At 45.1% G+C, this 12573-nt stretch carries 12 protein-coding genes and 2 pseudogenes; all 14 read right to left on the bottom strand.

What is annotated here, in order from left to right:
- Window positions 1–44: 44 nt before the first annotated feature.
- A complete protein-coding gene (locus VZF35_RS18715; protein ID WP_407307356.1) occupies window positions 45–563 on the bottom strand; it encodes a flagellar hook capping FlgD N-terminal domain-containing protein in 519 nt (172 codons plus the stop codon).
- Window positions 564–571: 8 nt separating this feature from the next.
- Window positions 572–2299, bottom strand: coding sequence for a flagellar hook-length control protein FliK (locus VZF35_RS18710; protein WP_407307354.1), 1728 nt, complete (start codon window positions 2297–2299; stop codon window positions 572–574).
- Window positions 2300–2375: 76 nt separating this feature from the next.
- Window positions 2376–3130, bottom strand: a pseudogene (locus VZF35_RS18705) (FliA/WhiG family RNA polymerase sigma factor).
- 133 nt (window positions 3131–3263) lie between these two features.
- Complete coding sequence (locus VZF35_RS18700; protein ID WP_407307352.1) at window positions 3264–3653, bottom strand: hypothetical protein; 390 nt, start codon at window positions 3651–3653, stop codon at window positions 3264–3266.
- Window positions 3653–4135 (bottom strand): chemotaxis protein CheD, encoded by a 483-nt coding sequence (locus VZF35_RS18695; RefSeq protein ID WP_407307350.1) that lies wholly within the window; start codon window positions 4133–4135, stop codon window positions 3653–3655. The genes VZF35_RS18700 and VZF35_RS18695 overlap by 1 nt, the downstream gene beginning before the upstream one ends.
- Window positions 4132–4728 (bottom strand): chemotaxis protein CheC, encoded by a 597-nt coding sequence (locus VZF35_RS18690; RefSeq protein ID WP_407307348.1) that lies wholly within the window; start codon window positions 4726–4728, stop codon window positions 4132–4134. Before VZF35_RS18690 ends, VZF35_RS18695 begins: the two co-directional genes overlap by 4 nt.
- Window positions 4729–4731: 3 nt before the next feature.
- Window positions 4732–5376, bottom strand: a complete 645-nt coding sequence (locus VZF35_RS18685) for a flagellar brake protein (protein WP_407307346.1) — start codon at window positions 5374–5376, stop codon at window positions 4732–4734.
- A gap of 97 nt (window positions 5377–5473) precedes the next feature.
- Window positions 5474–6328 carry a MinD/ParA family protein gene (locus VZF35_RS18680; protein WP_407307344.1) on the bottom strand — a complete coding sequence of 285 codons (855 nt, stop codon included), beginning with the start codon at window positions 6326–6328 and terminating at the stop codon, window positions 5474–5476.
- Window positions 6321–7475, bottom strand: a complete 1155-nt coding sequence (gene flhF / locus VZF35_RS18675; RefSeq protein WP_407307342.1) for a flagellar biosynthesis protein FlhF — start codon at window positions 7473–7475, stop codon at window positions 6321–6323. Before flhF ends, VZF35_RS18680 begins: the two co-directional genes overlap by 8 nt.
- Window positions 7465–9534 carry a flagellar biosynthesis protein FlhA gene (flhA, locus tag VZF35_RS18670; protein ID WP_407307340.1) on the bottom strand — a complete coding sequence of 690 codons (2070 nt, stop codon included), beginning with the start codon at window positions 9532–9534 and terminating at the stop codon, window positions 7465–7467. Before flhA ends, flhF begins: the two co-directional genes overlap by 11 nt.
- 86 nt (window positions 9535–9620) lie before the next feature.
- Window positions 9621–10670 carry a flagellar biosynthesis protein FlhB gene (gene flhB / locus VZF35_RS18665; protein WP_407307338.1) on the bottom strand — a complete coding sequence of 350 codons (1050 nt, stop codon included), beginning with the start codon at window positions 10668–10670 and terminating at the stop codon, window positions 9621–9623.
- Window positions 10667–11446, bottom strand: coding sequence for a flagellar biosynthetic protein FliR (fliR, locus tag VZF35_RS18660; RefSeq protein ID WP_407307336.1), 780 nt, complete (start codon window positions 11444–11446; stop codon window positions 10667–10669). The genes flhB and fliR overlap by 4 nt, the downstream gene beginning before the upstream one ends.
- Before the next feature lie 81 nt (window positions 11447–11527).
- Window positions 11528–11800, bottom strand: a complete 273-nt coding sequence (gene fliQ, locus VZF35_RS18655) for a flagellar biosynthesis protein FliQ (protein ID WP_407307334.1) — start codon at window positions 11798–11800, stop codon at window positions 11528–11530.
- Window positions 11801–11851: 51 nt separating this feature from the next.
- Window positions 11852–12405, bottom strand: a pseudogene (fliP, locus tag VZF35_RS18650) (flagellar type III secretion system pore protein FliP).
- Window positions 12406–12573 lie beyond the last annotated feature (168 nt).

The following is a 12573-nucleotide window of genomic DNA, read 5'->3' as shown; positions in this document are numbered from 1 at the left end:
CAAATTCCTCCTCTTTGTGTACATGGCTTACGAAAAACATTTTCTTATGTTTGGGAAGTTTCAGATGTCGAAGTATTAGTTGCTGAAGTATCGGCAGGCTGCTGATTTTGGATCTGGGTAATCAAGCCAACTTCCATATCCGCAAGAGTTCCGTCGGTCTTGCGAATTTGAAGTTGAGGATCACCGTCTACCCATTTTACCGATTCAACAGTGCCGTCAATTTGGGTCTTGCCGTCCGTATCTATCCCACTCACCCATTTGCCGATTAAGGCAGCCCCTTCAAGGATTGCCGATTGTTGAGAGTAGTAGGTCATGGTTTTACTCAATGCGTCCATAGATGTAGCGATATTGGTCATCTGTTCAAGAGAACTAAACTGAGCCATTTGCGCGATGGACTGGGTATCATCCATGGGATTCATAGGATCTTGATTTTGCATCTGCGCTACCAGCAACTTGAGAAAATCGTCTTTTCCCAGCGTATCATTGGACGTATTCGATGTCCCCTGACTTCCGTTCGACGAACCCGCTGCTGTAGTAGAATTTGTTCCATTAACCGTACTCATGGTTCCTCCTATGCTGTAACATCAATTTGACTATTCCCATCTTGTCCAAGGGATAGTGGGTTGTTGATTGTTGGGAGAGAATTCTCATCCTCGTTAATGGCGGCATTTTGGGGGACCATTTGTTGGAACTCATTTCTTCGCTGATTTTGTTTCTGGTCCCCACCCATTCCCATGTGCAGCATTCCACAGTTCACCCCTTGTTCTGTAAGGGTATTACGCAAATCTAAAAGGTGATTTTGAAGGCCCTGTCTAGTATCTGCTTCTGAGGCCTGAACTTCAAGATGGACCAGACCATTTTCGTATCGTAAATTAATATGAACTTTACCTAAATCAGCTGGATGAAGTTGAATATCCAGCTCTTTTAATTCTTCATGCCGATTTAAGAGCTGTTCATGAAGAACCGTTGAAATCTGATTCCATACAGGAATTGCCACGGTTTTCCCACTCGCTGCATCAGTCACTGAAGTGTTGCCCACAACCCCCAAGGTATTGCTTGGGTTCTGCCCTTGTGCATCAATCTCTATATGCGATTCAGCAGATTGCGGAGCCTGTATCTCCATTGACTCTGGTTTTTGTCGAATAGCTGTGAACAATTTCGTGTCTTTAGCTTGTGTGACGACATGTTCGACACTGTTTTCTTTTAGCTGTTTTAAGGGAGCATCCAAATTTTCTTGAGTCATTGAGGCAATATTGTGACCCTTGACCCGTTGATCTTGAACGTCAGGCAACGCTTTGATTCCCTCCGGGTTAGCAGAAATCTCGCTGTTATCATCCGTGTTACTAGTCGATATCTTTGATATCTCCGGCATCTCTGATGTCTTCCAGGTCTGAATAAGGCTTGCCAAACCTCGACTTAGGCTCTGGACATTTCTATCTGCCGATATTGAATCCCCTTGGGTTGAGATTTCTGTGGCTTCTTTAGCCAGTTGTGCTAATAGTTCTAATGCTTTGTCCCCTTGGGCGCTCTTCGCAACAGTCTGACCAGATTCGCCGGTTCCAATTACTTTACTTAGAGAAGACTCTTGGGAACCGGGATTCATAATCTTATTAGCTAAAGCTCTGAAAGTCGTCAGTGTTTCCTCTCCGCCTGAATCCTTAGAACCGCTCTGATTAAGAACCTGCGTCCCTCCTGCTAGGCTTAATGATTTCCCCTCTGACGAGCTAATCTCTCCCGAAAGCACTTCCAAAAGTTCTGAAATTACCTGTCTATAATTATCCAATTCCGCACCTTGAGATTTTGCCGTCGCCATCCCTGTCGACGCTAAATCCTCGCCCGTAGCCAGAAAAACTTCGCTGGGCATTGTCAAGCTCTGGTTGATGTTCGACGATACGTACAATGAATTCGTTTCTGCAGCATCACCTGACAAAACCTTCTCAGTTCCCTGACCAATACTTCCGGAATTGGCTTCCTTGCCTGCCGGAAAATCACTCTGAAGCAACTGTATGAGAAAGGGAAATGCGGAATTACTGTACCCCAACATAGTTGCCGAATCGTCAGCGTTTTGTTGTGTTGACACAGAATCGCCAAGGCCCTGTTTCTCATGCAAATGTTTACTTGCTTTAGAGTTTTGCCCCTTCGGATCTGTGCTTAGATTCAAAGAACTACCGAGTATCTCTGCAAATACTGTTGCGGCGTCCTTAGGAGAATCGGTGACCTTATTCCCTCGCGTGGTCGTTAGTTTCCCTAGCTTGTCCCCGCTCTTGAGGGAATCCGAAAGGACATGAATACCTGCCATTAATCGTCACCTCCAAACTTAAACGAACTAATTATTCTATCGGCATAATTTATCCAAAACATTAGTGGATTCCACTCTAGAATAAAATACCCTTCTGACGGCTAAGCTTTCCTCGCAAACGGATAATTGCTTGAGAATGCAGTTGCGAAATCCTTGATTCGGAAAGCTTTAATACCGCTGCAATTTCTTTTAAGGTAAGTTCTTCTTGATAGTACAGTGCAACCACTAACTTTTCTTTCTCTGGTAATTTCTCCACTGCGGAAGTCAGGATCTGTTTTATCTCCTCTTTTTCCACATCCTGATAAGCTTCGGTTGCCCCGGATCCACGAGCAAATTAAGAGGAGTACCGCCGCTATTATCTCCTGTCCCATCGACAGGGGGATCGTCAAAAGAGGTTAGGGTTAATATCTGGGCCTGAGCCAGAACCGTTTCAACTTCCTTTACCTCAGTATTAAGTAATTTCGCAACCTCTTCTACCGTAACTGCTCGTCCGAGACGATACTCTAATTCGGCAAAGGCATCTTGGACTCGTTTCACCTTTTGCCTAGCTGAATGAGGAACCCAATCCATAGTTCTGAGCCCATCAATCATAGCCCCCCGAATGCGAATTGAAGCATACGTCTCAAATTTCCACCCCCGAGCGGCTTCAAACCGTTCTATTGCATCGAGTAACCCAAAGACACCATACCCAATAATATCATCCTCGTCGACATGGGGTGGAAGAGACATGGCTAAACGACCCGCAATACGCTTAACCAAAGGCAGGTATTGTTCTATGTGCTCCTGCTTCCAAGATCCTCTCGCAGCGACTTCATAGGCGTTCGGTATCAAGTCTTACTCACCTCCTAATCGATATTCGTGGTTCGCAATGCGTGGTTAGAAAAGCTTTCAACAAGTCACGGATTGCAAATCGTCACAAATCCCTTTGACTCTTCAAACCTCAAATATCGAATATCAACTTCGATTATTCCCATCCCATTCGGCGCACGATATCTGCTTTTCGTTTGCTGTCCTCAAGCCCTATGCTTAAACTCGGATCTACTTGACCTGGAAACAACGATTCATCAGAATCTGTGCTCGGGACCTCATCTCCTACAGAAAAGTCAATCACACCACCACGTTCGGGAGGTGGACTCGTTTGTTCTAATTGTGGCTCAGGCAAGGAAGTTTTTTGATACGCCATTAAAATACTTGAAAATAAAAGATACAAAATCCCAAACGACAATCCTGTCCGAATAACTAAGTCAAAGGATCTCACACCGTTAAACCAGCTCAGCAAAGCGACGATCAAGGCGGTAGCAAGAGAGATGCGCAAGGTCCAAGTTTTAATTAACTCACTTATTTGAGTGGTCATCAAATCACCTTTTCGCCATGATTTATCGTCCGAACTCTCAGCTCTCCAGTCCCTACGTCGAAATGAATCGTCCTGCCGAAACTTCCGCCAACATCAGCACTTAAAAGCGGAATTCCATATTTTTTCAATCCTTGTTGCACTGCTTCGGCGTTCCTGTCTCCAATCTTTAGGACCGGAGGTTTGCCGGGAAAGGAAAACATCTGGGCACCGCCTGCAATTTTCGCTCTTAAACGAGAACTCTTGGCTCCCAAAAGTGAAATCTCTTTAAGTAATAATTCCATCGCTGTATCTGCGTATTTGGCAGGATTTCCTCCGGCACTCCCGTTAGCGGATGGAAGCATGATATGGGCCATCCCCCCTACCTTAAGAAATGGGTCATGAATGCAAATCCCGATGCAAGACCCGAGTCCGGCAGTTAGTAAAATGTCGGGGGATTTTGCCGTTTTGAAATCAGCCATCCCTACACTGATTACTCCATTCATAATCCCATAGCCCCCAACAATTTTTTCAATGATCCATCATCCGGCAAAAAGATAAATTGCCCTTCAATTTTCGGAATTCCCGAGAGTTGAGTATCAATAAACAGCACTGTATCATCCAAGATGCCTTCTTCCAGAAAAATTGCATCTAAGCTTGCCCCAATCATATCCACCGCTATAGCAGGAACGGAAGGCTGAAGAGGAATGCCGGAAAATTGACTTAAAGCTATGAGAAATGAACTCACTAGTATATTACCGACTTCTTTCAGAGCTGATTGTGCCATTTCATCTGTGAACAGGTCCATTGGCTCATTAGTTCCAAACAAAGCCTGGACGACAATCTCAGCACTTTCCACCGGAAAGAAGAAGACAGCTTTACCTGGGGCCGTTCCTTCTACCTTCACATAGATGGTCACCTGAGGAGAATCCAGTTGCCCAATAATTGGAGAAACCCTTTCAAACGGGACCGCCCAAACCTCTGGGACAGACATATCAATTCTACGTTGCAAAAGGGTAGACAAGGCTGTCGCCGCATGTCCTGAGCCAATATTTCCTATTTCACGCAAGGCATCAAGTTGGAACTGTGTGATCTCCATTATTTATACCAACCCTTTCTTACGCATCTCCCTTTGTATATCAAAAACGCATTTAACGATTCGATCCCGATCACGTTCTGGTAGATCGTGAAACTCGACCGAAATAGTATATCGTTTGCTGTCTTCTATCTTTTCTGCTCGGCAGACACGAACAGGGGTTTGAAGTTCTCCGTTTGGAAGGCTTAATTGAGCATAGAGCAACGATCTATTTTCCACATAGTCTTCTGTCGTGAAACGCATCCCTCCGCCGCTTAAATCCAACATTGTGGCTTTTTTCAGATCACTGAGCCCTTCTTTGGTCACTGTGCGAAATACCACGGGAAAGAAGGCAGGAACTCGGACAAAACTGCGGCGTTGTACTTTGGCAACAGAATTGGGCAATTCCAGAACAAACATCGGCACCGGAATCGCGATTCTTTGCATAATCCTCCCCTCAAACGAATAGGCAGCGACCTCATCCCAAAATGTTAGCCTAACCACTACTCCTTCTCGCAAGGGAACGATTTCACCTTTATCGTAAGGGGCACCGACCATCAGAAGTCTTTCCCCAACTTCTTCAATGCGCGTTCGATATTTTCCCTCATACTCCCCTTCATATACAGCCAATTCAACTGTAAGTCCGGGCAAAAGCTTATTCTTATAAGACAAATCATCACCCCCGATTGGATATTCATAATTAGAATACTTGATTAAGTTAACATATTAAATACACTTGGAGTAAGATTCTTAAATGCTGGAATTTACTCTAAAGCGAGCGCAGCAGCTTACCTAAAAAACCCTTGATCCCGCCAGCCTGACGGGGAGGACTTTGATAAATTCCGCTAACCCTGGAAGCAATCCACTGAATACAGCGGTAGGCTGAACTTTCCGGAAAGCTGATACCTAAAGGATCTTGCTGCATTACTGATCGTCCCACAAGGGGATCATCATAAACCCAACCCATGAAATTCAGTGATCCTTGCAAAAACTTTCTTACAGCAGTTTCCAAGCGATTAAAAGTGGCTTGGGCATCAGTTTCTGAACGCACTCGATTGACGACAACATGAATCGGGACTTCACTTGCTTCTTTCCTGAGCGTTTTCAGTAAACCGTAAGCATCTGTCAGCGCTGTAGGTTCTGGAGTCGTTACCATAATGATATCGTCAGAAGCTTGTAAGAAATTTGTAACGGTATAGCCAAGCCCCGCTCCAGTATCAATAATCAAAAGGTCGGCCATTTTTTCCAAGCGTCCTAGATTTGAAATCACATTGGCTAACTTAGCTCGATCTAAATTAGCCAGGTTCTGCACGCCTGAACCACCTGGAATGATCCCTATTCCTCGAGGACCTGTCAGCATGATCTGTTCTATCGTCTTCTCTCCAGATAACAAATGCTCGATCGTATGCCGAGCAGTCAGCCCAAAGGCAACATCCACGTTCGCCAAACCCAAATCTCCGTCGAGAATAACCACCCGTTGTCCATACTCTGCTAAAGCCAAAGCGAGGTTGACGGTGAAGCTTGTTTTACCCACCCCACCCTTGCCGCTGGTAACAGCAATAACACGCATCTTATTCTTTCCTTTTTTGGTCAGAACCCGCAAGACACTCGCCTGATCATGCATGGGGCAATCCCTCCCCCAAAACATAATATGTCATACGTTCTGAAGTCGCGACCTCTATATCATCAGGCACGTTCTGTCCATTTGTTAAATAAGCCGTCGGCAAGGTTGTTTGACCTAACAGATTGATCAAGGAACCGGCACGTGATGTTTCATCCAATTTAGTAAAGATGAAATGGGTCGTGAGACTCTCGAAATGCTTGTATATCTGAAGTTGATCATCAAATTGCGTCGTAGCACTCATAACGAGCATCGTAAAATCTGGTTTTGCCTGATTCAGGAAAGCACACAATTCCGACATATGTAATTCGTGATGTGGGCTTCTTCCCGCTGTATCGATGAAAATAAGCTCTTTGTCCGCATGAAGGTCGAGGGCTTCACGCAGCCCTGCAGGCGTCATGACCACCTCGACAGGTACTCCAATGATGTCCCCAAACGTTTTAAGTTGCTCCACTGCCGCAACCCGATAAGTATCAGCGGTAATTAGAGCGACTTTTCGTTTATCAAAAATACTAAATCCTGCAGCTAACTTACCGATCGTTGTCGTTTTGCCCACTCCTGTGGGGCCAATTAAGGCCACAACCCGAGGCTTGTCAATTCCTGGCTGAATCGGCCCAGTCTGACTGCAGATTTGACGCACATTACCCTCTATTCGTTTGAAAACCTTGGCATTATCCCCCCATTCCTCTTCCGTCAAGTTCTGCTGCACTTGCCGCAGCAAACGATTGATAAACTGGTCGTTAATGCCACGTGCTCGCAAATGGTCTGCCCACTTAGAAAGATTCGGAGGCCAAATACTTTTTTCCTCCTCCAGGCCTTCTATGTGCTTATTCATTTTCTCTAAGGTCAGCCGCATAGACCTAAGTTCTTCTTCAAGAACATCAGAGTGCTCTGATAAGATCGGATCAGGTTCTTTTTTAAGCGGTTTTTTCTCCTCCGGAGATCTCTCATAACGTTTAGTTTCGGCGGCAGTAACAGGAGTTTCCTCGATAGCGGCCGTAATTTCCACCTTAATTTTTCCGAAAAGGCCCAAAAATCCTCCCTCTCGAAATTCGCGAGTTTGAAGAATGACTGCTTCCGAGCCCAATTCCCGCTTAACTTTACCCATAGTTTCAGCCACGTTATCGCCAACAAATCGTCTAACTCGCACGTTCTATCCCCACCATTCCTACAGCTTGAACTTGGACATCCTGAACCAATTCGTTATAAGAAAGCACCAATAGCTGAGGGAGTTGCCGCTCCGTAACTCGTTTTAAATTAATTCGCACCAGCGGAGCGCAGACCAGCACTGGAGTAAATCCTTTGAGCACCACTTTTTCGACCTCTCGGGAAAGAGTTTGCATTAAGACCTGCAATAGTTTAGGATCAAGCGTCAAATACGTACCATAATCAGAAGGCTGAATACTGTCCAAAATTTGCTGTTCCACTTGAGGGTCTAAGGTCATTACCGGCAATGTCTTATCTTTTCCTAACAGAGGTTGTAAAATCTGGCGTGCTAAAGCTTGCCGGACATGTTCGGTCAAGCGATCCGTATCTTTAGTCGTTTGGGCCTGATCGGCCAAAGTTTCCAGAATCGTAACCATATCACGAATCGAAACTCTCTCGCGCAGCAAGTTCGTAAGGACTTTCTGGATTTGCCCAAGACTAAGCAAATCTGGAATCAGTTCCTCAACCACGGCAGGGGCTTGCTCTTTAGCGTGATCAACAAGGGTTTTTACGTCTTGACGATTGAGAATATTCCAAGCCTGGGCCTTAATCACTTCTGTGATATGGGTAGCCAATACCGTCGGCGCATCGACAACCATCCACCCATTAAGCTCAGCCTGTTCTCGATACATGGCATTAATCCATTTGGCATCAAGTCCAAAAGCCGGCTCTTTTGTAGGAGTGCCTGGTAAAGACTCGTCATCAAAACCGTTGCTCATGGCCATATATTGATCAGCCATAATCTCTCCCGTCGCCACTTCTGCTCCGCGAATTTTAATAATGTATTGATTCGGTTGAAGATTCATATTATCTCTCACCCGAATAACTGGAACAATAAACCCGAGTTCGCTGGCAATTTGACGGCGAATAAGCACGATTCTATCGAGCAAATCTCCTCCTTGCTGCACATCTACCAAGGCAATCAAGGCATAGCCGAGTTCGAGTTCCATATGATCGATGTGTAAAAGGTTCAGAACGTTTTCCGGCTTCTTACTCTCTTCAATCTCCGATGTCCGAGCAGCCTCAGTATCCACGACATTGGAAACTCGGGATTTCTTATCAAGCAGCACTCCGGCACCCACCAGCACCGCCGCTACTAAGAACATCGGCAATTTAGGCAGGCCGAGAAAGCCTAGAACGATCAGTACTCCTGCCGTAATATATAAGGCTCTCGGGTTTTGAAACATCTGTTTACCCAGATCTTCCCCTAAGTTGCTGTCTGAAGAGGCTCTGGTCACCACAAGTCCCGTCGCGGTGGAAATCAGAAGCGCCGGGATCTGGGAAACAAGGCCGTCCCCAATGGTCAGCATTGTATACTTTTGGAGGGCTTCAAGCAAGGGCATCCCTTGCATCGCGACCCCTGTAACAAACCCTCCGACAATATTAATAAACAAGATGACAATAGCAGCAATGGCATCTCCCTTGATAAATTTCGTCGAGCCATCCATTGCCCCATAGAAATCCGCTTCATTCTGAATCACTTTGCGCCGCTCCCGGGCCTGTTGTTCATTGATCATACCCGCATTCAGATCCGCATCAATAGCCATCTGCTTTCCCGGCATAGCATCTAATGTAAAACGTGCCGCCACTTCCGAGACCCGTTCCGCACCTTTCGTGATGACAATGAATTGAACAATGACCAAAATCGCAAAAACAATGAAACCAACCACCATATTTCCTCGAATGACAAACTGAGCAAACTGTTGAATAACCTGTCCGGCATAACCATCTAAGAGGACCAGCCGCGTCGTTGAAATGTTCAAAGACAAGCGGAACAGAGTCATAATCAGTAACAAGGAGGGCAGAGCCGAGAACTCCAGCGGCTCTATGGTGAAAACCGCAAGCATCAATGTAAGCACTGACCCCGAAATATTCAAGGTGATTAGGATATCCAGCAAACTTGCAGGCAAGGGTACAACCATCATGACAACAATGCCCACAACTACGATCGCTGTTAAAATATCCCTGTTATTCATTAAGCGGTGTCTAAATGCTGTTGCCATGAGCGTTTCCCCCCTTTCCTTCTTTTTAGCCAACTCGATGAATTAAACCAATCGCCAAGTGAACCGTACAATTAGATTTCGTTCACTTAAGCATGTCTCTTCTTCTTCAACCGATAAACAAATGCCAAAACCTCGGCGACTGCTTTATAGAGATCCGCTGGGATGCCTTGACCAATCTCTACTTGAGCATAGAGGGCCCGGGCGAGCGGCTTATTTTCCATGATCACAAGATCATATTCTTTGGCTAATGCTTTCATTCGCAAAGCGACCTCATCTTGTCCTTTAGCAACGACAAAGGGTGCGCTTTGCACCTTCAGATCGTAGCGCAGGGCAACTGCAAAGTGTGTTGGGTTCGTGATGACGACATCCGCCTTTTTCATATCTTGCATCATACGACGCATAGCTATAGCACGCTGCCGTTTTTTAATTTCACTTTTGAGCTCCGGATTTCCTTCAGTTTGCTTATACTCCTGTTTTAATTCCTCGTGGGACATACGCAAGTTCTTTTCGTATTCCCACCGTTGATAGAGATAATCTAAGGCTGCCAACCCAAAGAACGAAATTGAAATATTCCAAGCTAAGTCCATCAAGGCTTGTCCTAAATAAATGGCCCCTTGTCCCACATCCAGTTGCTGCAATGCGGGATAAACATCAAGGTGGTCACGAATGCTTGCATAAAGAAAATAGCCTATCAAAATTACTTTGAGCAAGGATTTTGCCAGCTCAATCCAAGCTCTGGTCCCAAACATCCGTTTCGCTCCGCTAATCAGGCTTAAGCGAGATAATTGAGGCTTCATGGATTCCCCGCTAAAAAGTACTCCTACTTGAATGTAATTTGCAGCCAGAGCAATCAGAAATCCTGTACCAAAAATCGGCAAAATGATTTGAATTCCCAGCCAAAGGATGTTAACCATCAGACTCGCCACAGAGCGCTCATCCCAGTCATAGGAGAGTCCTAAGACATAAGGAAATAATTGCTCCATGCGCAGTAACATTGTCGGAATCCAATATTTTAGGACAGCGACTAAGCCTAAGAGCATAAATGCCGATATAACTTCCTGACTTTTAAAAATCTGACCTTTTTTACGCGCCTCTTGCCTTCGTCGGGGTGTAGCCGCATGTTTCTTTTCACTCATTGCTTCCACCCCTGATAAAGTTGCAAAATCCAGGACATATCGAGGTTAAAAAGATGCGTTACCGACTCACCAAAAAACGGGATAGAAAGAAATAAAAGAATAAATCCGAAAATTATCTTAACAGGAAAAACAACCGAGAAAATATTTAATTGGGGTACAGTCCTGGACAAAAGCCCCACTCCGACATCAGAAACCATCAGCGCGCCAAAGACTGGAACCGCCAATTGTATACCGAGAGAAAAAACGTGTTCGACCAATTGAATGTAATAAATATAGCTGCCGGGCAAATTTGACGGATTGATGGGGATATAAGCGTAGCTTTTGACCAGGGCTGCTATTAAATAGTGATGGGCATTGGTCGAAAGCAAAAGCATAGTGGCCAAGACCATCTGAAAATTGCCCATCATGGGACTTTGTACGCCATAAACCGGGTCAATCGAAGCCCCCATCGTAAAGCCCATTTGAAAATCGATCAGTTGCCCTGCCCCTTGAAAAATCGCTGTCAGGGAATAGATGACAAATCCGATAACCAATCCCACCAATATTTCTTTGACCACCACAGCAATATAAGGCAGCAGCTCATTAGGAATTGTGGGATGAGTCGCTGAGATCAAAGGATAGATAATCACAGATAAGCTCCCTGCCAAACTCAGCTTCACCATGGACGGCACCCCTCGAGCCCCAAATACTGGGGCTAACATAATCATCCCGGCCCATCGAAATAAAATCAGCAGAAACAAGGAGAGGTTCCATTGGAGCACCTCTGTTATACTCAAATCTCTCCCCCAATTTCGATGTTCGTGGTTCGAAGCTTCGACAGAACAATTGCATCGTACTTCTTCTTGCAAGTCTCAAAATCACATGGCTCCAAAGGTCGCTATTTGGGTTAGTAAATTTGACGTATAAGCTGTCAGGACTGACAACATCCAAGGACCTAGTAAAATCATGATAACAGCAACTGCAATAACCTTAGGAATAAAGGAAAGTGTCTGTTCTTGAATCTGAGTCATCGATTGAAAAATACTGACGAGTAGGCCTACCAATAAACTAACTCCTAGGATTGGCCCTCCGACGAGCAGAACCGCACCTAAAGCCTCCCTTGCCATAAATAGAACTGTATTTTGACTCACAAACATCCCCCCTTATCCGGTATGGCGATAACGACGCTATATCATCTTTAGCTAATGAAAACTCGACACTAGGGATTGGATAACTAAGTGCCAGCCATCCACTAAGACAAAAAGCAACAGCTTAAAGGGCAAAGAAATCATCATCGGCGGGAGCATCATCATCCCGATAGACATCAGCGTACTGGAGACAATCATATCAATAACTATGAAGGGAATAAATATGGCAAAGCCCATTTGGAAGGCTGTTTTTAATTCACTGATCACAAAAGCTGGAATAAGTACATAAGTGGGAACATCTCGATAGGTTTTAGGACGTTCCATTTTCGATAACCCCACAAAAAGCTCTAAATCTTTTTCCCGAGTCTGCTTAAACATAAAATTCCGCAAAGGTTCTTCTGCTTTCGTCAGAGCCTCCGTCTGAGTGATCTGGTTTTTCATGTAAGGCTGGAGTGCATCCGCATTAATCTGATTCCAAGTCGGAGCCATCACAAAAAAAGTTAGAATCATAGCAAGTCCTACAAGTACTTGATTAGGGGAAGCTGCTGCGTTCCCAACGCATTACGGACAAAGGACAAAACGATAATAATACGAGTAAAAGAAGTCATCAACATCAGGATTGCCGGAGCCAAGGACAATACTGTCATTAAAAATAAAAGCTGCAGGGAAGTACTTGTTTGCTGCGCCGTTGAGCTGCCAAGATCTAGGGTTAACCCTGCCGCTAAAACTGTTTGAGGCCGAAAGAAGAGTTCCCAACCCACAATTGTCAAACCGAT

The organism is Desulfosporosinus paludis (assembly GCF_045689965.1).
Classification (GTDB): Bacteria; Bacillota; Desulfitobacteriia; order Desulfitobacteriales; family Desulfitobacteriaceae; genus Desulfosporosinus; species Desulfosporosinus paludis.
The sequence above is the reverse complement of the archived record's forward strand: the minus strand, read 5'-3'. Positions and strand labels throughout refer to the sequence as shown.